The sequence below is a fragment of the Roseicella sp. DB1501 genome, assembly GCF_013112485.1.
In the GTDB taxonomy this organism is placed as follows: domain Bacteria; phylum Pseudomonadota; class Alphaproteobacteria; order Acetobacterales; family Acetobacteraceae; genus Paracraurococcus.
In genome coordinates this window covers 20,313-43,745 of sequence record NZ_JABFHG010000022.1, presented here as the reverse complement: position 1 = coordinate 43,745, position 23,433 = coordinate 20,313, and the positions used below count along the sequence as shown (strand labels likewise).

The 23,433-nt window shown below is 71.8% G+C and carries 29 protein-coding genes; 18 read left to right on the top strand and 11 right to left on the bottom strand.

Annotation, left to right across the window (positions count from 1 at the left end; genetic code table 11):
- Positions 1–63: 63 nt before the first annotated feature.
- The 3 genes from gnd to HJG45_RS26805 are packed head-to-tail and all read left to right on the top strand — an operon-like array spanning position 64 to position 2,654.
- Positions 64–1,068: a phosphogluconate dehydrogenase (NAD(+)-dependent, decarboxylating) gene (gene gnd, locus HJG45_RS26815; protein WP_171616899.1), complete on the top strand. Its 1,005-nt coding sequence runs from the start codon at positions 64–66 to the stop codon at positions 1,066–1,068.
- On the top strand, positions 1,055–1,585 hold the full coding sequence (locus HJG45_RS26810; protein ID WP_217363053.1) for a gluconokinase: 531 nt from the start codon (positions 1,055–1,057) through the stop codon (positions 1,583–1,585). Before gnd ends, HJG45_RS26810 begins: the two co-directional genes overlap by 14 nt.
- Positions 1,586–1,625: 40 nt before the next feature.
- On the top strand, positions 1,626–2,654 hold the full coding sequence (locus HJG45_RS26805) for a glycosyltransferase family 4 protein (protein ID WP_171616897.1): 1,029 nt from the start codon (positions 1,626–1,628) through the stop codon (positions 2,652–2,654).
- 51 nt (positions 2,655–2,705) lie between these two features.
- Here HJG45_RS26805 and HJG45_RS26800 read toward each other — a convergent pair whose 3' ends face one another.
- Positions 2,706–3,605 carry a DUF6492 family protein gene (locus HJG45_RS26800; RefSeq protein ID WP_171616895.1) on the bottom strand — a complete coding sequence of 300 codons (900 nt, stop codon included), beginning with the start codon at positions 3,603–3,605 and terminating at the stop codon, positions 2,706–2,708.
- Positions 3,606–3,771: 166 nt separating this feature from the next.
- Here HJG45_RS26800 and HJG45_RS26795 point away from each other — a divergent pair, with 166 nt between their 5' ends.
- From HJG45_RS26795 to cynS, 4 genes are all read left to right on the top strand, one after another.
- Positions 3,772–4,479 (top strand): ribonuclease activity regulator RraA, encoded by a 708-nt coding sequence (locus tag HJG45_RS26795; protein ID WP_171616893.1) that lies wholly within the window; start codon positions 3,772–3,774, stop codon positions 4,477–4,479.
- 64 nt (positions 4,480–4,543) lie between these two features.
- A complete protein-coding gene (locus HJG45_RS26790) occupies positions 4,544–4,981 on the top strand; it encodes a thioesterase family protein (protein WP_171616891.1) in 438 nt (145 codons plus the stop codon).
- Positions 4,981–5,964, top strand: coding sequence for a tripartite tricarboxylate transporter substrate binding protein (locus HJG45_RS26785; RefSeq protein ID WP_171616889.1), 984 nt, complete (start codon positions 4,981–4,983; stop codon positions 5,962–5,964). Before HJG45_RS26790 ends, HJG45_RS26785 begins: the two co-directional genes overlap by 1 nt.
- Before the next feature lie 73 nt (positions 5,965–6,037).
- Positions 6,038–6,484, top strand: coding sequence for a cyanase (cynS, locus tag HJG45_RS26780; RefSeq protein ID WP_171616887.1), 447 nt, complete (start codon positions 6,038–6,040; stop codon positions 6,482–6,484).
- A gap of 356 nt (positions 6,485–6,840) precedes the next feature.
- On the opposite strand, the gene HJG45_RS26775 is transcribed toward cynS, so the two are convergent.
- The 9 genes from HJG45_RS26775 to HJG45_RS26735 are packed head-to-tail and all read right to left on the bottom strand — an operon-like array spanning position 6,841 to position 12,282.
- Positions 6,841–7,059, bottom strand: a complete 219-nt coding sequence (locus HJG45_RS26775) for a hypothetical protein (protein ID WP_171616885.1) — start codon at positions 7,057–7,059, stop codon at positions 6,841–6,843.
- Positions 7,060–7,104: 45 nt separating this feature from the next.
- Positions 7,105–7,644 (bottom strand): HupE/UreJ family protein, encoded by a 540-nt coding sequence (locus tag HJG45_RS26770; protein ID WP_171616883.1) that lies wholly within the window; start codon positions 7,642–7,644, stop codon positions 7,105–7,107.
- Positions 7,641–7,781, bottom strand: a complete 141-nt coding sequence (locus HJG45_RS26765) for a hypothetical protein (RefSeq protein WP_171616881.1) — start codon at positions 7,779–7,781, stop codon at positions 7,641–7,643. Before HJG45_RS26765 ends, HJG45_RS26770 begins: the two co-directional genes overlap by 4 nt.
- Entirely contained in the window at positions 7,778–8,488 is a 711-nt protein-coding gene (locus HJG45_RS26760) for an urease accessory protein UreF (protein WP_171616879.1), read from the bottom strand. The genes HJG45_RS26765 and HJG45_RS26760 overlap by 4 nt, the downstream gene beginning before the upstream one ends.
- Complete coding sequence (locus HJG45_RS26755) at positions 8,469–8,996, bottom strand: urease accessory protein UreE (protein WP_171616877.1); 528 nt, start codon at positions 8,994–8,996, stop codon at positions 8,469–8,471. Before HJG45_RS26755 ends, HJG45_RS26760 begins: the two co-directional genes overlap by 20 nt.
- Positions 8,997–9,005: 9 nt before the next feature.
- Complete coding sequence (gene ureC / locus HJG45_RS26750) at positions 9,006–10,718, bottom strand: urease subunit alpha (protein WP_171616875.1); 1,713 nt, start codon at positions 10,716–10,718, stop codon at positions 9,006–9,008.
- The gene (locus tag HJG45_RS26745; RefSeq protein ID WP_171616873.1) at positions 10,718–11,023 is read right to left on the bottom strand and encodes an urease subunit beta; all 306 of its coding nucleotides are present in this window, start codon (positions 11,021–11,023) and stop codon (positions 10,718–10,720) included. Before HJG45_RS26745 ends, ureC begins: the two co-directional genes overlap by 1 nt.
- Positions 11,020–11,322 (bottom strand): urease subunit gamma, encoded by a 303-nt coding sequence (locus HJG45_RS26740; RefSeq protein ID WP_171616871.1) that lies wholly within the window; start codon positions 11,320–11,322, stop codon positions 11,020–11,022. Before HJG45_RS26740 ends, HJG45_RS26745 begins: the two co-directional genes overlap by 4 nt.
- Before the next feature lie 42 nt (positions 11,323–11,364).
- A complete protein-coding gene (locus HJG45_RS26735; RefSeq protein ID WP_171616869.1) occupies positions 11,365–12,282 on the bottom strand; it encodes an urease accessory protein UreD in 918 nt (305 codons plus the stop codon).
- A gap of 116 nt (positions 12,283–12,398) precedes the next feature.
- On the opposite strand from HJG45_RS26735, the gene HJG45_RS26730 reads away from it, so the two are divergent.
- Genes HJG45_RS26730 through HJG45_RS26705 form a run of 6 tightly spaced genes read left to right on the top strand, consistent with a single transcriptional unit; the run spans position 12,399 to position 17,704 of the window.
- The gene (locus HJG45_RS26730) at positions 12,399–13,523 is read left to right on the top strand and encodes an ABC transporter ATP-binding protein (protein ID WP_217363052.1); all 1,125 of its coding nucleotides are present in this window, start codon (positions 12,399–12,401) and stop codon (positions 13,521–13,523) included.
- Positions 13,524–13,525: 2 nt separating this feature from the next.
- Entirely contained in the window at positions 13,526–14,560 is a 1,035-nt protein-coding gene (locus HJG45_RS26725) for an extracellular solute-binding protein (protein ID WP_171616865.1), read from the top strand.
- A 59-nt stretch (positions 14,561–14,619) separates the two neighbouring features.
- The gene (locus HJG45_RS26720; RefSeq protein ID WP_254452820.1) at positions 14,620–15,465 is read left to right on the top strand and encodes an ABC transporter permease; all 846 of its coding nucleotides are present in this window, start codon (positions 14,620–14,622) and stop codon (positions 15,463–15,465) included.
- Positions 15,458–16,279 carry an ABC transporter permease gene (locus tag HJG45_RS26715; RefSeq protein ID WP_171616863.1) on the top strand — a complete coding sequence of 274 codons (822 nt, stop codon included), beginning with the start codon at positions 15,458–15,460 and terminating at the stop codon, positions 16,277–16,279. Before HJG45_RS26720 ends, HJG45_RS26715 begins: the two co-directional genes overlap by 8 nt.
- A 1-nt stretch (position 16,280) precedes the next feature.
- Positions 16,281–16,754: an ureidoglycolate lyase gene (locus tag HJG45_RS26710; RefSeq protein WP_171616861.1), complete on the top strand. Its 474-nt coding sequence runs from the start codon at positions 16,281–16,283 to the stop codon at positions 16,752–16,754.
- Positions 16,755–16,780: 26 nt separating this feature from the next.
- Complete coding sequence (locus HJG45_RS26705) at positions 16,781–17,704, top strand: allantoinase PuuE (protein WP_171616859.1); 924 nt, start codon at positions 16,781–16,783, stop codon at positions 17,702–17,704.
- A gap of 114 nt (positions 17,705–17,818) precedes the next feature.
- On the opposite strand, the gene HJG45_RS26700 is transcribed toward HJG45_RS26705, so the two are convergent.
- A complete protein-coding gene (locus HJG45_RS26700; protein WP_171616857.1) occupies positions 17,819–18,862 on the bottom strand; it encodes a TauD/TfdA family dioxygenase in 1,044 nt (347 codons plus the stop codon).
- 100 nt (positions 18,863–18,962) lie between these two features.
- Here HJG45_RS26700 and HJG45_RS26695 point away from each other — a divergent pair, with 100 nt between their 5' ends.
- The 5 genes from HJG45_RS26695 to HJG45_RS26675 all read left to right on the top strand — a co-directional run bounded on the left by HJG45_RS26695 (position 18,963) and on the right by HJG45_RS26675 (position 23,411).
- Positions 18,963–19,934: a tripartite tricarboxylate transporter substrate binding protein gene (locus tag HJG45_RS26695; RefSeq protein ID WP_171616855.1), complete on the top strand. Its 972-nt coding sequence runs from the start codon at positions 18,963–18,965 to the stop codon at positions 19,932–19,934.
- Positions 19,935–19,980: 46 nt separating this feature from the next.
- Positions 19,981–20,619, top strand: coding sequence for a histidine phosphatase family protein (locus HJG45_RS26690; RefSeq protein ID WP_171616854.1), 639 nt, complete (start codon positions 19,981–19,983; stop codon positions 20,617–20,619).
- Positions 20,620–20,882: 263 nt separating this feature from the next.
- Positions 20,883–21,704 carry a lipid-binding SYLF domain-containing protein gene (locus HJG45_RS26685; RefSeq protein WP_171616852.1) on the top strand — a complete coding sequence of 274 codons (822 nt, stop codon included), beginning with the start codon at positions 20,883–20,885 and terminating at the stop codon, positions 21,702–21,704.
- Complete coding sequence (locus HJG45_RS26680; RefSeq protein WP_171616850.1) at positions 21,704–22,534, top strand: lipid-binding SYLF domain-containing protein; 831 nt, start codon at positions 21,704–21,706, stop codon at positions 22,532–22,534. The genes HJG45_RS26685 and HJG45_RS26680 overlap by 1 nt, the downstream gene beginning before the upstream one ends.
- A gap of 394 nt (positions 22,535–22,928) precedes the next feature.
- On the top strand, positions 22,929–23,411 hold the full coding sequence (locus HJG45_RS26675; RefSeq protein ID WP_171616848.1) for a YcgN family cysteine cluster protein: 483 nt from the start codon (positions 22,929–22,931) through the stop codon (positions 23,409–23,411).
- The last annotated feature ends 22 nt before the right edge of the window (positions 23,412–23,433 follow it).

Here is a 23,433-nt window from a genome sequence, read left to right as displayed (position 1 = left end):
CCCGACCCGACCGGCCGGGGCTACACACCCCTTTCTCGCCACCGTTGCGGAAAGGATCACCGGGTGCAGCTGGGCATGGTCGGCCTCGGCCGGATGGGCGGCAACATCGTGCGGCGGCTGCTGCGGGCGGGGCATGCCTGCATCGCCTTCGACCGCGACCCGGCCCCGGGCCGGGTGCTGGCCGCCGAGGGGGCGCAGGCCGTGGCGGATCTGGAGGCGCTGGTCGCCGCCCTCGCCCCGCCGCGCGCCGTATGGGTGATGCTGCCGGCGGGCGAGGCGACCGAGGCGGCCCTGCTGACGCTCGCCGGGCTGCTCGCCCCGGGCGACGTGCTGATCGATGGCGGCAACAGCTTCTGGAAGGACGGCGTCCGCCGTGGCGCCATGCTGCGCGCCAGGGGGTTGCATTTCCTCGATATCGGCACCTCGGGCGGCGTCTGGGGGCTGGAGCGCGGCTACAGCCTGATGATCGGCGGCGAGGCCGAGGTGGTGCGGCGGCTGGACCCGATCTTCGCCGCGCTGGTGCCGGGCAAGGCGGCGGCGGCGCCGACGCCCGGGCGGGTCCGGGACGAGGGCGCCGATCCGCGGCCCGAGGAGGGCTATGTGCATGCCGGGCCGAACGGCGCCGGGCATTTCACCAAGATGGTCCATAACGGCATCGAATACGGGATGATGCAGGCTTTCGCCGAGGGGCTCGACATCCTGAAGCATGCCGATAGCGAGTCCCTGCCGCCGGAGCAGCGGCTGAGCCTCAACCTCGCCGACATCACCGAGGCCTGGCGCCGCGGCAGCGTGGTGGCGAGCTGGCTGCTCGACCTGACGGCGCAGGCCCTGGCCAGCGATCCGGAGCTGGCCGGCTTCTCCGGCCATGTGAGCGACAGCGGCGAGGGCCGCTGGACGGTGCAGGCGGCGGTGGAGACGGCGGTCTCGGCGCCGGTGCTCTCAGCGGCGCTCTATGCCCGCTTCGCCAGCCGCGACGAGGCGCGCTTCTCCGGCAAGGTGCTCTCCGCCCAGCGCAAGGGCTTCGGCGGGCATCTGGAGCCGCCGAAGCCGGCCGATGCGAAGGGCTGAGACGCCGGGCATGGTGGAGGCGAAGCCGCTGGTCCTGGTGATGGGCGTCTCCGGGGCCGGCAAGAGCACGGTGGGCACGCTGCTGGCGGCGCGGCTGGGCGTCGCCTTCGCCGATGCCGATTCCTTCCACCCGCCGGCCAACATCGCGAAGATGAGCCGCGGCGAGGCGCTGGTCGATGCGGATCGCTGGCCCTGGCTGGACGCGATCGGCGCCTGGGTGGATGCGCGGAGCGGCGCGGGGCTGGGCGGCGTCGTCACCTGCTCGGCGCTGAAGCGGATCTATCGCGACCGGCTGCGGGCCGGGCGGCCGGCGCTGCGGCTGCTGCACCTGGTGGGCGACCCGGCGTTGATCGGCGCGCGGCAGGCGGCGCGGCCGGGGCATTTCATGCCGCCGAGCCTGATGGCGAGCCAGTTCGCGACGTTTGAGTTGCCGGGCGCGGAGGAGGGGGTGATCGAACTGTCGGTGGAGGCGGCGCCGGAGGTTCTGGTGGAAGCGGCGATTAATAAACTATTATAAAGATTGCTGATTGATAAGAATAAACAATCGCGCCGGCCCCATGAAAATCCGAATCATTCTGTCCCATCCTGCGTCGGAGCTCTTTGGTGAAATCCGGGAAGCTGTAATCGCGCAGGAGCTCGTTCGGCAGGGACATGACGCCGCCATCTATCGGGTTTACGGCGGGAGCGATTTCAAGCGCGACGTCTTCGCCGACACTGTCCCGGTTGTTTATTTTCCGGCCGATGATCGCTCCGCCGCACCGCACCGCAGCGTTTCCACCGCCCTGCGCGACGCACTGGCCGCGGACAGGCCGGATGCCATCGTCTTCAAGGGAATAGGCTACGACATCGTCCCGTTCATCCTCGCCGCCCTGGCGGCATCCCGCCCGAAGATCGGCTTTATCCTCGGCGGCAATGCCGTGGAGCCCGAACTCGCGGCGGCCCGCTTCGTGTTCGCGGAGAGCGGGAGCCAGATGGCGGCGGTCAGGACCGCTGCCGGAGATGGGGTCGCCTGCCGGATCCTGCCCAAATTCATCGACTGGACCGTCGCCGACCGGGTGCATGCCGAGCGCCAGGGCCACGCCCCACATTACGACATCATCAATGTCGGCACCTTCGAGGCGCGAAAAAATCAGATCGCGCTGCGCCCATTCTTCGGGCGCTTCAGCATCGCCATGATCGGCAGCGGCGAGATGCAGGATGAGGTGGCTGCCGCGGCGGCGGGGCACGACCGCATCCGCCTCCTAGGTGCGCTGCCAAATGCCGATGTCCTGGCCCAGCTCGGGCGAGCGCGCCTCATGGTGCATTCCTCCCTCTGGGAGGGTGTTCCCCGCGCCCTGATCGAATCCCTTGCCTGCGGCACCCCGGTGGTCGCGCATGCCGCCGCCATCCAGGGCAGCTTCGGCGAAGGCTCCGGTGTCCGTCTCGTCGGCACCGGCGAGTTGGAAGCGGCCGTCGCCGGCCTGCTGGGCGACCCGGGCAGCCTGCGGCAGTTCGGCGAGGAGGGGCGCCGCTTCGCGCAGCGCGAGCATGGCGCGCATCGCCTGCTGGAAGCCGCGCAGCATATGGTGGAGATGGCGGCGGCCTGACGCCGACGAACTGGCGGCGCGGCCGATGCATCGGCCGCGCCGTGGATTCCATTACTCCAGACTCAGGGTATCGTGATGCCGCGCTGCCATCTGCACCGCGGCGAAGTGCCGCGCCAGCACGGCATGCGTGAGGTCGCGCTGCCGCGCATTCTCGACCGCGTTCAGGGTGGCGAACATGATCGTCGGTGAAGTCACCAGCGCCAGGGCGATGGGCCGTGAATGCAGGCAGTAGCTGCCGTACCAGTTGTACTCCCACGGCACCATGTGCAGCGCATCGTGCAAGCTGACGTCCTGCGCAAGGAGATCCTCCTCCAGGCTTCGCAACACAGCCGCGGCAAGGAATTGGCAAGGCTGGAATGCCAGCCCACGCGTCTGCCGGCCGAAGACCAATTCCAGCAGAGGTTCGCGCTCGCCGGCGGACAGGGTGGCGAGGTTGGCCGTCCGCAGCCCGGACAGATCAAGCCGGGGCCGCGACCCTTCGGGTCGTATGATGGGAAGCGGGGGTGGTTCGGCACCGTCAAGCAACGCCTTGAGGCGCGTGTTCCAGTCCTCGTAGCCAGTGAAGACTGGCGAGGCGATCACCTTCGGACAGCCGCCCTCATCATGGAAATCGGCATACCCGAATGGCCTTATGAAGTAACTGTCCGAATCGATGGCGAAGTAGAGGTCCGCGAAGCCGGTCCGAAAGACGTTCATCTTGCAGATCTGTTGGCCGACCCAGCCTTTCGTCGTGCCGTTCCGGACATAGTCCTCGTCGCAGACGATCTGCACCCGCCCGTTGCGGCCAAACTGGGCATCGGCAGCTCGCCGGTCCTCCGCAGGGACGGAGAGAAGCAAGCAGATATCGGGTTCCACGAAGCGTTCGACGCTGTCGACGAGACGCTCCAGGCGCTCGAAATCCGGGCGGAAGCTCTTGCAGAAGATGGCCGCGACAGGTCTCGCGTTTTCCACGACTCGGTCTGCCTCTTGGTCTCATCGCAGTAAGGTAGAGACAAGAGAATACATCACAACTTATGGATTAGTTACCCACGGGTCGGCCGGGCCGCGGCATGGCGGCGTCGGCTGGCTGCGCGAGCGGGCCGGGTTTATGCCTGTGGCAGACGATCAGGAGCGCCGCATGTCCCTCGACCCCACCGCCCGCGCGATGCTGGAGACCATCTCCACCGCCACCATCACCACCCTTCTGCTCAAGAAGGGCCTGCGCAACATCTGGATGCGCGGCCCGCAGCCCTTCACCCCGACCGCCAAGGGCAAGCGGCTGGTCGGCCCGGCCTTCACGCTGCGCTTCGTCCCGGCGCGCGAGGATCTGGCGACGCCCGAGAGCTGGTCCTCCCCCCGCTCCACCCGCGCCGCGATCGAGGACATGCCGGAAGGCGTCATCGCCGTCGCCGATGCCATGGGCGTCACCGATGCCGGCATCTTCGGCGACATCCTCTGCGCCCGGCTGATGAAGCGCGGCGTCACCGCCCTCGTCACCGATGGCTGCGTGCGCGATGTCGCCGGCGTGGTCGGCACCGACATGCCGGTCTGGTGCCGCGGCGGGGCGGCGCCGCCCTCGGTCGCCGGTCTCACCTTCGTCGGCTGGCAGGAGCCGATCGGCTGCGGCGGCGTCGCGGTCTTCCCGGGCGACATCATCGTCGCCGACGACGATGGCGCGGTTTGCATCCCGGCCGCCTTCCTCGACGAGGTGCTGGCCGGCGGCACGGAGCAGGAGCGGCTCGAGGCCTGGATCGTCAGCAAGGTCGAGCAGGGCGAGAAGCTGCCCGGCCTCTACCCGCCGAATGCCGAGAACAAGGCGCGCTACGAGGCCGAGAAGAAGCGCTGAGCCCGGCTTGACGCGCGGCGGCGCGGCCGGGAGCCTCGGGCCAAAGCCCGGAGGATCCCCGCCCATGCCGCCGCCACCGCCCGCGCCCGCACGCTTCCCCTTCTGGACGGAGGAGAAGCTGCGGATCGCCGACACGGACATGAACGGCCATGTCAACAACGGCGCCATCGGCGCCTTCTGCGAGGCCGGGCGGGTCGAGGTGATGCGCGCCGTCGCCGGCCCGCCGGAGGACAGCCCGGTGCGCATGGTCGTCGCCCGGGTCGAGATCGACTACCGCGCCGAGATCCACTTCCCCGGCCAGGTCCGCATCGGCACGGCGGTGACGCGGCTCGGCGAGAGCAGCCTCACCGTCGAGCAGGGGCTGTTCCACGGCGGGGCCTGCTTCGCCACCTCGCGCGCCGTGATGGTGATGCTGGACCCGGCGGCGCGCCGGCCAACCCCGATCCCGGCGGCGCTGCGCGAGGGTTTCGCCGCGCTCGCCCCCGCGGAGGAGATCGCGTGATGCGCCGTCGCCCGCTGCTCGCCGCGCTCGCCGCCCTCGCGCCCGCCCTGCCAGCCCCCCTGCCAGCCCCCCTGCCGGCCCTTGCGCAGGAGCCCTGGCCGGCGCGCCCCGTCCGCATCGTCGCGCCCTTCCCGCCCGGCGGCACCGTCGACATCATGGCCCGCCTCACCGCCGCCTGGCTGCAGGAGGTGCTGGGGCAGAGCTTCGTCGTGGAGAACCGCTCCGGCGCCGGCGGCAATATCGGCGCCGCCGCCGTCGCCCGCGCCCAGCCGGATGGCTACACCCTGCTGATGGGCTCGCCCGGCACCCAGGCGATCAACGCGCATCTCTATCCCGATCCGGGCTATGACGGGATCGAGGATTTCGCGCCGATCTCCCTCGTCGCCGAGGTGCCGAACCTGCTGGCGGCGCATCCCTCCCTCGGCGCCCGCGACGCGGCGGCGCTGATCGCGCTGGCGAAGCAGCGGCGCCTTGCCTATGGCGAGACCAGCATCGGCGGCAGCACGCATCTCGCCGCCGAGCTCTTCCGGCTGCAGGCGGGGATCGAGGGCGACCACGTCTCCTATCGCGGCAGCGCGCCGATGCTCGGGGACCTGCTGCCCGGCCGCATCGCCTGGGGCGTCGACAACCTGCCCTCCATCCTGCCGCATATCCGCTCCGGCGCCCTCACCGCCATCGGCGTGACCAGCCGGCAGCGCTGGTCCGGCGCGCCGGAGATCCCGGCCATCGCCGAGACCCTGCCGGGCTACGAGGTCACCGCCTGGTTCGGGCTGCTGGCCCCGAAGGGCACGCCGGCGCCGATCGTCGCCCGGGCGAATGCGGCGCTGGTGCGGATGCTCGCCATGCCGGAGGCAGGCCGCCGGCTGGCCGAGCTCGGCGCGACGCCACTGCCCGGGACGCCGGAGGCCTATCGCGCGCATATCCTCGCCGAGCACCGGAAATGGGGCGAGGTGATCCGCCGGGCCGGCATCCGGCTGGAGTAGCGGCGCCGGCCACGCGGCTGGCACGCGGGTTGCCAGCCGCTGCGGCACCACTGCCTCGTCCGGGAGATGCCGCATGAACGACCCGAAGACCGCGCTCGGCCGCAAGATCCTGGGCCTGAAGCGGGCGAAGGGCCTCAAATGGATCGAGATCGCCGCTCGCATCGGCATGAGCCCGGTCTGGACCTGCGCCATGTGCATGGGCCAGATGAGCGCCGAGCCGGCCCAGGCCAAGGGCATCGCCGAGCTGCTCGGCCTCGACGAGGAGGAGGCGGCGCTGCTCTGCGAGATCCCCTATCGCGGCGCCCAGCCCATGCCGCCGACCGACCCGCTGATCTACCGCTTCTACGAGCTGGTGCTGGTCTACGGCACCAGCTGGAAGGAGATGATCCAGGAGGAGTTCGGCGATGGCATCATGTCGGCGATCGACTACGACATGACGCTCGAGCGCCAGCCCGACCAGAAGGGCGACCGGGTGAAGATCACCATGTCCGGCAAGTTCCTGCCGTACAAACGCTACTGATACTGCGTGCACGAAGGTTCCACCTTCGTGCCCCTCAGACGCCGGGCGCAAACCTTTTTGCCTGGGCCTTCGCAGCACGAGCTGCGGCGCCCATTCGGGCGCTCGGCTCTGCGGGTCGCAGGCCGGAACCTCATATTGCTCGGCATGACGCCGACCGCCGTCGGGGCGCCTCGTCCGCCCGCGGGTCATGCGCCAGCGGCAAGCGTCCGGGGCCAGGAATGGCGATGGGCCGCGTGAGGCGAAGAGGCGCGGCGCGGCCCAGGCTCGTCAGCAGCGCGACCGCGCCGATCGGCAGCGCCACCGCCGCCATGCCTTAGAGCGTGATCGCTTGAGGCGGACTCACCGAAAAACGTGAATTACGCCATCAAACGACGGCTTGGACCATGATCCGCGCCCCTGTGTGAGCGGATCATGGTCCAGAGCAGCCCGTCGAGGCCGAACCACCCCATGGCGCTGGTCCCGAGCATCGGGTCGATGCCGCTGATCAGGATCAGGTTGGCGCTGACCGCGATCACGCGGTTGGCCGGCATGCGGTCATGCGCATGCGCCGCGCAGACCGGGTAGAGCGTCGACATCGCCCCGTCGTGCAGCGCGGCGGCGGACCGGGCGCCGCCCCTGCCTCAGGCCGCGCGGGCCCGGCGCAGGCCGGTGCCGAGGCCGATCCGGCGCAGGACCGTGGCGACGGCCAGGCCCAGGCCCATCAGCCCCGCGCTCACCGCCAGGACGCCGAGGACGAAGCCCGGCTGCGCCAGGCCCTCCACGCCATGCGCCTGGCCATGCAGCAGGCCGGCGAGGGCGACGATCCCGGTGGCGGCCCAGAGCGGCAGCGGCACCGCCAGCACCGCCAGCGCCACCAGCACGACGACCGAGGCGAGGATGCCCGTCTCCATTCCGGGCATGGCGAGGCCTGCGGCGCCGAGGCCGAAGCCGGCCAGCATGGTGGCGAGGAAGGCGGCCGGCAGCGCCAGCCGCGCCCTTCCGCCCTGCAGCCCGGCCCAGAGGCCCACCATCAGCATGGCCAGCAGGTGGTCCATGCCGCTGAGCGGATGCAGGAGGCCGGCGAGGAGGCCGGCCCCCTCCATATGCCCTGGATGCGCGAGGGCCGGCAGCGGCGCCAGGATGAGCGCCGCGGCGGCGAGAGACCTGAGCGGGCGGTTCATGCCGCGCGCTCCTGCCCCGCGATGCCGCCCTGCGCCAGGGTGATGTCCGCAATCCTCGCCATGCCCTTGTCCTCCTTGAGAGTGGTGACGATGAACGGCCGTTGGCTGCCGATCCCCGGCCTGAATGGTCCGCTCATGATCGGAACAGCCTCGTATATTGCGTCTCGTGCCGCATCGAGAGGAGATCGAGCAACGGCGCGGCGGTGCCGAGCGTCTCCAGCTCGGCGGCGAGCGCCGCATCGGCCGCCGCCTCCACCACCGGCTGCAGCGCGGCCGTCGCCACCTGCCCGTCGGTCTGGCCGAGCGGCACCAGCCGCATCCCGGCCGAGACCAGGCTGGCGGCGAAACCAGCGAGCCAACCCGCCAGGGCCGGCCGCAGCGGCACCCCCTGGAAGCCGGCGGCGGCGCCGAAGGCCAGGGCATGCGTCAGCGCCCGTGGATGCCGGGCGACGAAGGCGGCGAAGCGCGGTTCCGGCCAGGCCGCCTGGGTCACCGCGGCGAAGGCCTGGCCCTGGGCCAGGGATTCCAGCGCCGTCTCGGCCGTGCCGCGCCAGGCGGCGGCAAGCGCCGTGAGCTCGTCGAGCCGCGCCGCCTCCCCCGCCGCGGCGGCGCGCCAGGCAGCCACCAGCAGCGCCCCGTCGATCCGGCCGGCGCCGGCGCGCAGCACGGTCGTGACATAGGCGATGAGGGTGGCGCGGTCGGTCACCCGCCCCTCCTCCACCGCCATCTCCAGCCCGTGGCTGTAGCTGTAGGCGCCGACTGGATAGGCAGGGGAGAGCCAGGCCAGCAGCCGGTGCAGCGCCCCGGTCGCCAACGGCTCGATCTCAGTCGTGGTGATGGCCATCGCAGCCGTCATGGGAATGGCCGTGCCCGTCGCCGTGGTGATGGTGCCCCGGCGGGCGGTTGTGCTCGTCATAGGCGCCGCCCTCCGGGTTGAAGGGGGCGTCCACCCGCCGCAGCTCGGCGCCGAGGCCGCGCAGCATGGCGGCGATGACATGGTCGTCGCGGATCAGCAGCCGGTCGGTCCCGATCTCGGTCGGCAGGTGGCGGTTGCCGAGATGCCAGGCGAGGCGCATCAGCCGCTCGGGCGTCGCGGCCCGCACCTCGACCAGCGGCTCCGGCGCCGCGCGCACCAGGATCACCCCGCCCTCCTCCAGCAGCAGCCCGTCGCCGTCGCGCAGCGCCACCGCCGCCTCGAGGTCGAGCAGGAAGGCGAAGCCGCCCTCGGCCACGTAGCGCCGCCGGCGGCGGAACCGGTCGTCGAAGTCGAGGGTGACGACATGCCTCGCGGTGCGCTCCACCCAGCCGCCCTTGGGCAGGATTTGCGTGGCGCGGGGCAGGGTCTCGGTCATGCCGGTGTCCTAGAACAGGAAATAGCGCTGCGCCATGGGCAGCCGCTTCGCCGGCTCGCAGACCAGCAGCTCGCCATCGGCGCGGACCTCGTAGGTCTCCGGATCCACCTCGATCCGCGGCAGGGCGTCGTTCAGCACCATGTCGCGCTTGCCGATGCCGCCGCGGGTATTGGCCACCGCGAGCAGCGGCTTGCGCAGGCCGAGCCGCCCGCCGATCCCGGCCTCGAGCGCCGCGCGGGAGACGAAGGTGACGCTGCTCGCCTGCATCGCCGCGCCGAATTGCGCGAACATCGGCCGGTAGTGCACCGGCTGCGGCGTCGGGATGGAGGCGTTGGGGTCGCCCATCGGCGCCATGGCGATGCTGCCGCATTTCAGCACCAGGTCCGGCTTCACCCCAAAGAAGGCGGGCGACCAGAGCACGAGGTCGGCGAGCTTGCCCACCTCCACGCTGCCGACATGCGTCGCGATGCCCTGGGCGATGGCCGGGTTGATCGTGTACTTGGCGATGTAGCGGCGGGCGCGGATGTTGTCGTTGTCGCCCGTCTCCGCCTCCAGCCGGCCGCGCTGCTGCTTCATCTTGTGCGCGGTCTGCCAGGTGCGGATGATGACCTCGCCGACGCGTCCCATCGCCTGGCTGTCCGAGGACATCATGCTGATGGCGCCGAGATCGTGGAGGATGTCCTCCGCCGCGATGGTCTCGCGCCGGATGCGGCTCTCGGCGAAGGCCACGTCCTCTGGGATGCGCGGGTCGAGGTGATGGCAGACCATGAGCATGTCGAGATGCTCGTCCACGGTGTTCACCGTATAGGGCATGGTCGGGTTGGTGGAGCTCGGCAGGAAATTCGGCTCGCCCACCACCCGCAGGATGTCGGGCGCATGGCCGCCGCCCGCGCCCTCGGTGTGGAAGGCCTGGATGGTGCGGCCGCCGATCGCCTTGACCGTGCTCTCGACGAAGCCGCTCTCGTTCAGCGTGTCGGTATGGATCGCCACCTGCACGTCGAGCGCATCGGCGACGGCGAGGCAGGTGTCGATCGCCTTCGGCGTCGTGCCCCAGTCCTCGTGCAGCTTGAGGCCGCAGGCGCCGGCGAGGATCTGCTCCTCCAGCGCCGCCGGCAGCGCCGCATTGCCCTTGCCGAGGAAGCCGAGATTGACCGGCAGCCCCTCGGCGGCCTGCAGCATGCGGGCCAGGTGCCAGGGCCCCGGCGTCGCGGTGGTGGCGAGGGTGCCATGCGCCGGGCCGGTGCCGCCGCCGAACAGGGTGGTGATGCCGGAGGCCAGCGCCTCCTCCACCTGCTGCGGGCAGATGAAATGGATATGCACGTCGAGCCCGCCGGCGGTGAGGATCCGCCCCTCGCCGGCGATGATCTCGGTGCCCGGGCCGATGATGATGGTGACGCCCGGCTGGGTGTCCGGGTTGCCGGCCTTGCCGATGGCGGCGATGCGCCCGTCCTTCAGCCCGATATCCGCCTTCACGATGCCCGCATGGTCGAGGATCAGGGCATTGGTGATGACGGTGTCCATTGCGCCGGCCGCGCGGGTAGCCTGGGACTGGCCCATGCCATCGCGGATCACCTTGCCGCCGCCAAACTTCACCTCCTCGCCATAGATGGTGAAGTCGCGCTCGACCTCGATGACCAGGTCGGTATCGGCCAGCCGCACCCGGTCCCCGGTGGTCGGGCCATACATGCCGGCATAGGCGGCGCGGGAGAGGCGTGCGGGCATCAGACCTGTCCCTCCGTCTCGCCGCGGAAGCCGTGCACCAGCCGGGCGCCGGCCAGGGCGACGAGGCGCACCTTGCGGCTCTGCCCCGGCTCGAAGCGCACCGCGGTGCCGGCCGGGATGTCCAGCCGCCGGCCGCGGGCCTGCGCCCGGTCGAAATCCAGCGCCGGGTTGGTCTCGGCGAAATGGTAGTGACTGCCGACCTGCACCGGCCGGTCGCCGGTATTCGCCACCGACAACTCGATGGAATCGCGGCCGGCATTCAATTCGATCTCGCCGCTCGCGGGCAGCACCTCGCCGGGGATCATCGGATCGGCTCGTGCACGGTGACGAGCTTCGTCCCATCGGGGAAGGTCGCTTCCACCTGGATCTCGTGGATCATCTCGGCGATGCCCTCCATGACCTGCGCGCGGGTGATCACCGTCGCGCCGTCGCGCATCAGCTCGGCGACGCTGCGGCCGTCGCGCGCGCCCTCGACCACGAAATCCGTGATCAGCGCGACGGCTTCCGGGTGATTGAGCTTCACGCCGCGTTCCAACCGCCGGCGCGCCACCTGCGCGGCCATGGCGATCAGCAGCTTGTCCTTCTCGCGGGGCGTCAGGTTCATGCAGGGCCTCGGGCGGGATGCGGGATCATGCGGTGGCGGCGTTCATGTCGTCCAGAGCCGCGGCAGGCGGGGCGGCAGGCCGAGCGCCGCCGCGCGCAATGCCGGGATCGCCGCGCCGAGCGCCGCGCGCACCGCCGCGGCGGGGCCGAGCCAGCGGGCGAGCAGCAGGCCGGGGTGCGGCAGGGTGGCGGCGCCCGGCGCCGGGGCGGGCAGGCCGCGCAGCAGGTCCCGCATGGCCTCGGCCGCGCCGCCGGCGAGCAGCAGCGTGCCGAGCGCCTCCACCCCGGCGAAGCCGAAGGGATCGGCCTCGGCCGCCGGCATCCCGTCTTCGAGGACAAGGCCATCAACCCAGAGCAGCGCCCCATCCGGCCTGTGCAGCCGCCAGCGGTCGCGCAGCATTCCCGCCGCCATCCGCTCGCCACGGGCGACGCGGCCGAAGACCAGCATCTCGGTGGCCAGCAGCACCGCCCCCGGCGCGAGGTCGACGCGCATCCGCCGGTCCAGCCGCGCCCCGTCGAAGAGGATCGTCTCCTGCGGCAGCCATTCCAGCCGCGCCGCGGAGCCGAGCGCGAGATGGCTCTCGATGCGCGTCTCGGGACCGAGGCTGCGATAGACCTTCTCCGCCGCCGCGGTGGAGAGCGTCGCGCAGGCGCCCTCTTCGAGCCGCACCGCCTGGCGCAGCGCATCGCCCCCGGCGAGGCCGCCGGCGCAGTTCAGCAAGGCCGCCGTCGGCGGCTCCCCCGGCTCGGGGCGGGGAAAGAGGATGCGCAGCGGCGCCTGCTGGTAGAGGTGCCGCAACACCGTCGCCGGCGCCGCGGCACCGCGGGAGGCCGTGCCGAAGACCAGGTCGAAGGCGCCATCGGCGCGCTGGTGGCGGCTGGTCAGGGCCGGGAGGTCGCGCGGCATCGACCGGACCATGGCATGGGGCGCAACGGCACGGAACCACCCCAGCCGCTGCATGCCTCGCGGGCATCCTGCCGCCGGATTGACCAGGCATGGCCCCGCGTCCCGCGTCAAGGCAGGGCCATGCGCTGGCATGCGGGTTGCGTTCGCGTCATTCCAAACCGGAGACGCCTGTGCTGTTTCGTCCCTCTTCGCCGGCCCCGGGCCAGGCGGCCTCGCTGCGCGGCCATACGCTCGACGTGCTCGGGCTCGGCGTGCGCTACGGGGGCTTCACCGCTCTCGATGCCGTCGATCTATCGGTGCGGGCGGGCGAGGTGCTGGCGCTGCTCGGCCCCTCGGGCTGCGGCAAGACGACGCTGCTGCGGACCGTCGCCGGCTTCGTGCGGCAGGATGCCGGCCAGGTGCTGATCGATGGCGGCGCCATCGACGACCTGCCGCCCAACCGCCGCCGCGTCGGCATCGTCTTCCAGAACTACGCGCTGTTCCCGCATATGTCGGTGGCGGAGAATGTTGCCTACGGGCTGCGGGCTCGCGGCGAGGCCAGGGCGCGCATCGCCCCGCGCGTCGCCGAGTTGCTGGAGATGGTGCAGCTCGGCCCGCTGCGCGACCGGCGGCCGGGCCAGCTTTCCGGCGGCCAGCAGCAGCGCGTCGCCCTGGCCCGGGCGCTGGCCATCGAGCCCTCGATCCTGCTGCTCGACGAGCCCTTCGCCGCGCTCGACCGCTCGCTCCGCCTCGACATGCAGATCGAGATCAAGCGGCTGCAGCGCCAGCTCGGCCTGACCGCCATCCTCGTCACCCATGACCAGGACGAGGCGATGAGCGTCGCCGACCGGATCGCGGTGATGCGCCGCGGCCGGATCGAGCAGCTCGGCACGCCGGTCGAGGTCTATGACCAGCCGGCCAGCCTCTTCGTCGCCGGCTTCATCGGCACCACCAACCGCCTGCCCTGCACCGTCGAACGGTCGGAGGGCGGGCGGGTGGCGCTGCGCCTCGCCGACGGCACCGCGCTCGACCTGCCGGGCGAGGCGCCGCCCGGCCCGGCCCTGCTGACGGTGCGGCCGGAGCAGCTCGTCCTGCACGATGCCGGCGGCCCCGGCCGCTTTCCTGTCGCCCTCGGCCTCGCCCTGCCGCTCGGCGGCCAGGCGATCCGCGAGGCGCTTCTGGCGGACGGCACCGCGCTGCGCCTGACCGAACCCCGCCTCGGTGCGATCCGCGAGCTTGGGGAGCGGGCCTTCTGCGGCCTCGCTCCCGGCGCCCGGCCCGCCCTCTTCCCACGCCCCGACTCCGAGGAGGATTGAGCATGTCCCTGGCTTTCCCGCGCCGCGCCCTGCTGGCCGGCGCCGCGGCGCTCGCCGCGCCATCGGCGATGCTCCGCGCCGCGCGTGCGCAGAAGGGCGGCAGCCTGGTCGCCACCACCTATCCCGGCATCTGGGACGACAGCTTCCGCGAGATCGTCGCCCCGGCCGCGCTGAAGACCAAGGGCGTCGAGGTCGAGTTCCAGGCGCTCTTCGCCGTCGATCAGATCGCCAAATTCGCCGCCTCGCGCGGCGCGCCGCCCTTCGACGCCTTCGTGCTCGATCCGGGCCCGCGCATCACCGCGATCGAGCGCGGCATGTTCGAACCCTTCGACGGCGGGAAGCTCACCACCCTGACGAAGCTGCCGCCGCAGCTCGTCGATCAGTGGGGCGCGGGCTGCGCCGCGCAGGTGGTGGGCATCGCCTACAACCCGAAGAAGGTGCCGAAGCCCGGCGGCTGGGACGACCTGCTGAAGGAGCCCTGGGTCTCCCGCCTCGGCCTCACCGGCTTCGGCACCACTTTCGGCACGGTCAGCCTGATCGAGCTGGCCAAGGTCTTCGGCGGCGGCGAAACCAATGTCGAGCCGGCCCTGGCCGAGCTGAAGAAGGTGCTGCCGAAGATCGCCGCCGTCGGCACCCCGGCGGCGATGCCGGGCCTGTTCCAGCAGGGCCAGTGCGACGTCATGTACACCAATACCCAGACGGTGATGGCGCTGAAGGATCGCGGCGTCGACATCGAATTCGCCACGCCGAGGACGGGCGCCGTTGCCTTCTTCACCACGCTGCACATCGCCAAGGGCAGCGAGAATGCCGAGGCGGCCTACAAGTACATCGACACCGTGCTGAGCGCGCCGGTGCAGCAGGCGCTGACCAAGCCGCCGGCGAATCTGGTGCCGGTGAACAAGGACATCGCCCTCTCGCCCAACCTGCCGATGAAGAGCCTCGACGAGATGTCGGGTTTCGTCACGCATGACTGGGCGAAGATCAACCCGCTCCGCGGCCAGTGGATCGAGCGCTTCAACCGCGAGATGGCGAAGTGAGCGGCGCGGCGGCCCCGGCGGCGCCCGCCCCAGGGACCATCACGGGTGCCGCCGCACCCTTGCGATCCCGCCGCCTGACCACCTGGGGGCTGGCGGCGCCGCTCGGCCTTGCCTATGCGGGCTTCTTCGTCGCGCCGCTGCTGATGCTTTTTGCCGTCTCTTTCTATGCCGATGAACGCATGACGCGTTGGGGCCTCGACCAGTGGCAGCGCTTCCTCCTCGACAGCTTCCACTGGAAGGTGGTGGCCGACACGCTGCTGCTGGGCCTGAAATCGGTTGCCGCGACCACCCTGCTCGGCTTCCCGCTCGCCCTGCTCTACCGCGGCGCTTCGCCACGCTGGCAGCGCGCGCTGCTCTTCGTCGCGGTCATGCCGCTGCTGACCAGCGTCGTCGTCCGCACCTTCGCCTGGATCGTCATCCTCGGGCGCGAGGGGGTGGTGAACCAGCTCGTGCTCGGCCTCGGCCTGGCGGCGGAGCCGTTGCGGCTGCTGCAGACCGAGCTCGGCCTGGTGATCGCCCTCACCCAGATCGAGATGCCGCTGCTGTTGCTGCCGCTGCTCTCGGTCATGGCCCGGATCGACCCGCGGCTGCTCGACGCCTCCGCCTCACTCGGCGCCTCGCCCTGGCGGACGCTGTTCCGCGTGACCCTGCCGCTCGCCGCACCCGGACTGGCGGCCGGCTGCCTGCTGGTCTTCGCCTCCTCGACCACCGCCTTCATCAGCCAGTCGGTCATCGGCGGCGGGCGGCTGGTCTACCTGCCGGCGATGATCTGGCAGCAGGCCATGGTGGTGGCGAACTGGCCCTTCGCCGCGACAGCCGCCATCGCGCTTCTCGTCTCGGTCTCGGCGGTGATCGCGGTGATCGCCTATGCCGGCCGCGTCGCCGCGGGGCATGCGCATGGCTAAGCGGCGCAGCACGGGCGAGCTGTCCTACAGCCTCGTCATGAACGGGCTGGCGATCCTCGCCCTGCTCATCCTGGTCGGGCCGGTGCTGGTGGTGCTGGCAACCTCCTTCACCGACAGCCGCTCCATCCGCTTCCCGCCGGAGGGTTTCTCGATCCGCTGGTACGAGCTGCTGCTGGATGGCAGCCGGTCGCGGCAGATCCATCGTGCCGCCGGCAACACGCTGCATGTGGCGCTCGTCTCGGCCGGCCTCGCCACGCTGCTCGGCACGGCGGCGGCGCTCGGCCTGTCGCGCCTGGCCGGGCGGGCCGGTCGGGCGGCCGATGCCTTCCTGATGTCGCCGCTGGTGCTGCCCGGCCTCGCCTTCGGCCTGGCGGCGCTGATGTACTTCACCCTGCTCGGCTTCCGTCCCTCGCTCGGGCTCATCATCGCCGGGCATCTGGTGGTGGTGGCGCCCTTCGTGCTGCGCACCGTCGGCGCCTCCCTCTCGCAGCTCGACCCGGCGCTGCTGGATGCCTCGCTCAGCCTCGGCGCCAGCCCGCTCCATGGCTTCCGCCGCGTCACCCTGCCGCTGATCGCGCCGGGCATCGCGGCCGGCGCCTTCCTCGCCTTCATGGCCTCGGTCGACAACGTGCCGGTTTCCCTCTTCCTCTCCTCGGCACGGACGGACATGCTGCCGATCCGGATGTGGGGCATGATGGAAAGCACGCTCGATGTCCGGGTGGCCGCCGTCTCCGGCACGCTCGTGCTCGTGGCCTTCCTGCTGATGCTGGTGATGGAGCGGCTCACCGGCCTGACGCGCCGCATGCGGGGCTGACATGATGTTCCTGAAGGCCGAACCCCTGACCTCCGCCGCCTTCCTGCCCTTCGGCGAGGTCATCGAATGCCCGCGGATCCCGGGCCGCACCTATTTCGAGGATGCGCTCGCCAATCTGCGGCCCAAGGCGCGGCCGAGCATCTCGCTCACCGTGAAGGCGCCGCTCGCCGCGCTGCCGCTGCGCTCCACCACCATGGAGCGGCACGAATTCTCCTCGCAATCCTTCATCCCGCAGGAGGGCGGGCGCTGGCTCGCCATCGTCGCGCCGCATGCCGCCGGCGGCGGGCCGGACATGGCGCGCGCCCGCGCCTTCCTCGCCCGGCCCGACCAGGGCGTCACCTATGGCGCCGATGTCTGGCACCACCCCTTCACGGTGCTGGACCGGGAGGCACGCTTCGTCATCCTCATGTGGCGCGACGGCAGCCAGGGCGACGAGGAATTCGTCGAGGTGCCGGAATTCGGCGTGGAATTGTAGTGGACGGCGATCGGGAGGGGACCGGCATGGCTTACGAGGTGCGGCGCGATTTCCGTGGCTACGGGGCGAAACCGCCGGACCCGCGCTGGCCCGACGGCGCCCGGCTGGCGGTGAATTTCGTCATCAACTATGAGGAAGGCTCCGAGCCCTCCTTCGCCTTGGGCGACGGCGTCACCGAGACCGGGCTGACGGAATCGCACGGGCTGAACCAGCTGAAGTCAGGCCGCGACCTCGCCGCCGAGGGCATGTTCGAATACGGCTCGCGCGTCGGCTTCTGGCGGCTGCACCGGCTGTTCCAGGAACGCGGCCTGCCGCTCACCATCTTCGGCTGCGGCCTGGCGCTGGAGGCGAATCCCGAGGCCTCGGCGGCGATCCGCGAGGCGGGCTACGACATCTGCTCGCATGGCTGGCGCTGGGTAAAGCATTTCGAGCTCGACGAGGCGGCGGAGCGCGAGCACATCGCCCGCGCCGTCGCCAGCATCGAGCGCATGACCGGCCGCAAGCCGGAGGGCTGGTATTGCCGCTACGGGCCGAGCGAGAACACCCGCCGCCTGGTCGTCGAGCATGGCGGCTTCCTCTATGACAGCGACTATTACGGCGACGAGCTGCCCTTCTGGGTGACGGTGGAAGGCCGGCCGCAACTCGTCGTGCCCTATTCGCTGACCAACAACGACGGCAAATATGCCGGCTGGGTCGGCACCAGCGACGAGTGGTTCGCCTTCATCCGCGACGCCTTCGACATGCTCTACGAGGAAGGGGCGACGACGCCGAAGATGATGTCCGTCGGGCTGCACATGCGCCTGATCGGCCATCCGGCGCGCGCCGCCGGGCTGCAGCGGCTGCTCGACCACATGCTGACGCGCCGGGATGTCTGGATCACTCGCCGCGCCGACATCGCCCGGCACTGGATCGCCGCCCACCCCTATCCGGGCAAGGGCCTGAACGAGTAGCGCCGTCCTGATGCCCTGCCGCGGCTTCGCCGCGGCAGGGCGTGACACCCCTCGGGCTTGAAGGGATTCACCGGGGCCCCCGCGACGGCGCGCAGCGACGTCGTGGGGATATCATCAGGCCGCCAGCGCGCTCCGGCCCGGCATCGCGCCGCCGCGCAACGCGCCGGCCCGCACATCGCCCCATTGCCCGGCATGGCCCGCCGGCAGGGCGCGGCTCAGCGGGCTCGCCAGCCAGATGCGCAGCAGGTTGCGCCGCCCGCCGGCGCCATCCGCATAGGCGGTGCGGCCGTGATAGGTGACGTGCTGGTTCATGAGCTGGATCTGCCCCGGCTCGAAGGGCATCTCGATGCAGAGCTCGTCCGCCACCTGCGCCAGCCTGTCCATCGCCGCCACCTGCCGCTCCGTCAGCGGCGGCACGCCGGGCTGGCCCTGCGCCAGTTCGACATAGGTGCGGCTGTACTGGCTGGTGAAGTCGCCCTGCGGGCCACGGGCGAAGACCGGCATGGGGAAGGGCTTCGCCGCCATGCCCTCGCCCTCCTCGTCGGCCGGGCGGGCGCGCCAGAACGGCTCGTAGAGCGTGGCCAGGAGATCCGGGCAGCGCTCCGCCATGGCATCCTGGATGGCGACCGTCGAGACGATGCGCGAGACGCCGCCGGCGATGCCGTTCGAGGCGCAGAGCAACGCCAGCAGGTCGCATTTGTCGGTATGCCAGCGCAGCGGGCCGGTGGAGCGGCTGCGCGCCCGCGCCGTGCCGGCCGAGACCGCGGCGCCGCTGCCGGTCTCGTCCTTCACCTCGGCCAGGATCTCGCCCGTGGTGTTCTGCGGCAGCGGCGTGCCGAGATGGCACATCAGCCCCCAGAAGACCCGCTTCAGATCGGCCGGCGCGTAGCGCGCCGGGTCGAGGCCGGTCAGCCGCACCAGGCCGCGGCCATGCTCCAGCTCCTCGGCGACCCGCGCCAGGAAGCCGGCGGTCTCCGGCAGCGGGAAGTCCGGCGCCCCGAAGCGCGGCGGCGCCCGCTCGCCGAGGCTGTCCAGCGCCGCCTCGATCTCCCGCGCCGCGCCGGGCGGCAGCGGCATGATCCAGCCGGAATCGCGCGCGAGATCGGCGCCGGTCCAGGCGGCGCGGCCGCCGATGCGGGAGAGGGTCTGGAGCGTCATGCGGGCGGGGCCTCCTCGGCGCGAGGATAGCGCGCCCCATCGAGCCTGTCTCGTTGCGCTGCCGCTTGGCAGGGGCCGCGCCGCCCCGCAGGATGGGCGAATGCATCGCCGTGCCCTGCTCGCCGCCTCCCTCCTGCCGCTCGCCGCGCGGGCGCAACCCGCCTCGCTCGGTTCCTGGCCCGACCGCCCGGTCCGCTTCGTCGTCCCCTGGCCGCCGGGCGGGCTGAACGACTTGATCGCGCGCGCCTTCAACGACCCGGTCTCGCGCGCCCTCGGCCAGCCCATCGTCAACGACTTCAAGGCCGGCGCGGGCGGCCGCATCGGCGTCGCCGAGGTCGCCCGCGCCGTGCCGGACGGCTACACCATCGGCATGGGCAATCTCGGCCCGCTGACCATCTTCCCGCACCTCTTCAAGGACATCCCCTACGATGCCGGGCGGGACCTGGTGCCGGTGGTGATGTTCGCCGCCTCGCCCCTCGTGCTGGTGGTGGCCAATGACGTGCCGGCGCGCAGCGTGCCGGAGTTCATCGCCTGGGTGCGCGCCCGTCCGGACCGCTCCAACTACGCCAGCGTCGGCGTCGGCACGGCGCAGCACCTGATCTTCGAGATGTTCCGCCAGCGCGACGGCATCGCCATGGAGCACGTGCCCTTCCGTGGCACCAATGAGAGCCTGCCCGCCATGATGCGCGGCGACATCCAGGCGATGTTCGACACGCTGCCGCTGATGCTGCCGCAGATCCGCTCCGGCGCCGTCCGGCCGCTCGCCGTCACCACGCCGGTGCGGGTCCCGCAGCTTCCCGAGGTGCCGACGCTGATGGAAGCCGGCTATCCCGATATCGACGTCTCCACCTGGTATGCGGTGATCGCGCCCGCCGGCACGCCGGCGCCGGTGCTGCAGCGCCTGCATGCGGAATACACGCGCGTCGCCGACCTGCCGGAGACACAGCGCTTCCTCGCCGCTCAGGGGCTGATCACCCTGCCCAACGCGCCGGGCGCCTTCGCCCGCCGGGTGACGGCGGAGCGCGAGCGCTGGGGCGAGATCATCCGCGTCCAGGGGATCCGGGTGGAGTAGCGCGCCGCCGCTATGGCGCCGGGCGCGACCCTGCTACATCGCGGGCGTGCCCGACCCGACCCGCCTCTTCCTCATCCGCCACGCCCTCGTCGAGCCCTCGGCGCGCGCCACCTTCTACGGCAGCCTGGATGTCGCCCTCTGCGACCTCGCCCTGCGGCAGGAGGCGGCGCTCTATCGCTGGCTCGCCTTCCGCCTGCCGCGGCCGGCGCATTGGGTCGTCACCAACCTCGCCCGCACCCGCGCCACCGCCGCCGCCATCTTCGCCGCCGGCTATCCCGAGCAGGAGCTCGAGATCGAGCCCGACCTGGCGGAGCAGCATCTCGGCGAGTGGCAGGGCATCGCGCATGAGGCGCTGGCCGTCCGGCTGCGCCACGCGCCGCACCCCTTCTGGCCGCATGCCGCCGAGGAGACGCCGCCCGGCGGCGAGAGCTTCGCCGACCTGCAGGCGCGGGTCGGCGCGGCGCTCGAGCGGCTGGTGGCGGCGCATGCCGGCGGCGATGTGGTGATTGTCGCCCATGGCGGCTCGATCCGCGCCTCCCTCGCCCATGCGCTCGGCCTGACCGGCCACCAGGCGCTCGCCTTCTCCATCCGCAACCTCGGCCTGACGCGGCTGGAACGGGTCGGGGCGGACTGGCGCATCGCCGCGGTGAACGAGGAGCCCTGGACCCCGCCTGATTGGGAATAATCCCACTGGGAATAATCCCAACGGATCGGTCCGAGGCCCCGAATGGGGCCCGCCGCAAGCGCGGCGAAGGCCCAGGCAAACCGGAGGTTTGCGCTTGGCGTCTGAAGGGCCCCTGATGCGGTTACGCGTCAGAAGCGTCAGCAGAAGTTGGCCTGGCGCCAAAATCGGCAGCGCCTGCCGCAACGCCGGGCCCACAACCCTTGGAGAGTCGGCGCCGACCCGGTAACGTCGCGTCAATTCCGGGGGTTTGTCAGGGGGTGTTCATGCGGCGTCTCATCAAGCGGCGTCTGGCGGCGCTGGGCCTCGTGCTGGCCGCCCTGTCCGGCTGCGCCAGCAGCCCGCCAAGCGCGGGGGAGGAGCAGGCGCTGGTCGACCGCGCCACCCTCTCCATCCAGGAGATCCTGGGCGAGGGCAACGACAAGCTGAACGCCCAGAGCCTGCTGCGCCGCGCCCGCGCCGCCATGATCTGCCCGCGCATCTTCCGCGCCGGCTTCTTCTTCGGCGGCGAGGGCGGCGGCTGCGTGCTCGTCGGCCGCGACGCCGCCGGCTCCTGGTCCTCGCCGGCCTTCTACACCATCGGCTCCGGCAGCTTCGGCCTGCAGGCCGGCATCCAGGATGCGCAGGTGCTGATGCTGATCATGAACCAGCGGGCGCTGAACGCGGTGCTGGACAGCCAGCTCAAGCTCGGCGCCGATGCCTCCATCGCGGTCGCCACCGTCGGCGGCTCGGTCTCGGGGGCGACCACGACGGCGGTCGGCGGCGACATCGTCGCCTTCGCCCGGGCCCGCGGCCTCTTTGCCGGCCTGACCCTGGAAGGCTCGCTGCTCTCGGCCCGTAGCGAGTGGAACCGCGCCTATTACCGGCAGGAGGTCGGGCCGCGCGAGATCGTCGTCGCCATGCGGGTCTACAACCCCGGCGCCGATCCGCTGCGGGCGGCGCTGATGCGCTTCGGCAGCCCGGGCGGCAGCGCGGCGGCCCCTGCGATGACCCCGGCTCAGGCCAACGGCAACCCGGCCGGCATCACGCCCGGCCAGACGCTCGGCAGTGGGCCGGTGCAGCAATCGACCCTGCCGCCGCTCCGCTGATGCGGCGCCTGCTCGCCGGGCTGCTCCTGCTGCTTGGCCTGTTGCCAGGCCTGTCTCCAGCCTGGGCACAGGATGCCGGCGAGGCGCAGGAGCTGGTCGACCGCAGCGCGCTGACGGTGCAGGAGCTGCTGACCACCGGCGACGCCCAGGCGATCGCCGATGCGCAGCGCTTCCTCCGCCGCGCCCGCGCCGCCATGATCTGCCCGCGCGTCTTCCGCGCCGGCTTCATCCTGGGCGGCGAGGGCGGCGGCTGCGTGCTGCTCGGCCGCGACGCCGCCGGCTCCTGGTCCTCACCGGCCTTCTACGGCATGGCCTCGGGCAGCCTCGGTCTGCAGATCGGCGTGCAGGACATGCAGGTGCTGATGCTGATCATGTCCGACCGGGCGCTGACCGCGCTGATGGACAGCCAGTTCAAGTTCGGCGCCGATGCCGCCATGGCCGTCGCCACCATCGGCGCCGGCGTCGAGGGCTCGACCACCGCGGCCGCCGGCGCCGACATCATCGCCTTCGCCCGCAGCCGCGGCCTCTTCGCCGGCATCGCGCTGGAGGGCTCGCTGCTCTCGGCCCGCAGCGAGCTGAATCGGGCCTATTACCGGCAGGAGGTCTCGCCGCGGCAGATCGTGGTGGCGATGCAGGCGCACAATCCCGGCGCCGATCCGCTGCGGGCGATGCTGATGCGCTTCGGCACGCCGGAGGGCGCAGCGTCGGCCCAGGCGCCGCCCACTTCGCCACCCGCTTCGCCGGCCGCCTTGCCGGCGGAGCGCCCCGCCGCGGGTGCCGGCGCGGTGCAGAGCAGCCCTCTGCCGCCGATCGCCGGCCCGCGGCGCTGACGCCGCGACCGCGGATCGCCGCAACGGGCGGATGGCGGGCGGCGCGCGACCATGGAAGGCTGCGGCCCGACCCGTGGGGGAATGCCGATGCCGCGCCGCCGCGTCCTGATCCTGTCCCCGGTGGCCGCCCTTCTGGCTGCCGCATCGCCGTCCCCGGCCGGGCACCCTGCCCTGCGCACCGGAAAGGAGCGCCTGGGCGGGAAGGGCGCGGACGAGCAACGGGTGAATGACTGCAAGGTGCCGCCCGCCCAGCGTAGCCGGCCGCGACCCGATGTCTGCCCCGGATCGGCAGGGGGCGGGTCCGGCTCGCCCGGCACCGAGGAGTGATCCTCCGGACGGCATCCGGCCAGGCCGGACGTTCGCGCCGGCCGGCGATCTGCTCTAGGCTGGCCCCGTGTCCGAGCCCAAGCCCTTCTGGAAGACCAAGCCGCTCGAGCGCATGGCGCGCAGCGAATGGGAAAGCCTGTGCGACGGCTGCGGCCGCTGCTGCCTGCACAAGCTGCGCGACGACGAGACCGATGAGATCGCCTTCACCAACGTCGCCTGCCGGCTACTGAACATTCCGACCTGCCGCTGCGCCGACTACGCGAACCGCCAGGCCTGGGTGCCGGATTGCGTCAAGCTCACGCCGCGCCGCCTGCGCCGGATCGACTGGCTGCCGCCGACCTGCGCCTACCGCCTGGTGGCGGAGGGCAAGGATCTCGCCTGGTGGCACCCGCTGATCTCCGGCGATCCCGAAACGGTGCACGAGGCCGGCGTCTCGGTGCGCGGCAAGGCGGTCCGCGAGCGCGATGCCGGCGCCTTCGAGGACCACATCGTCCGCTGGCCCGGACAGGTGCCGCGCGGCAAGCGCAGCACGCCGCCGGAGACGCCGTGACCGCCCGCCCGGCGCGCATCGG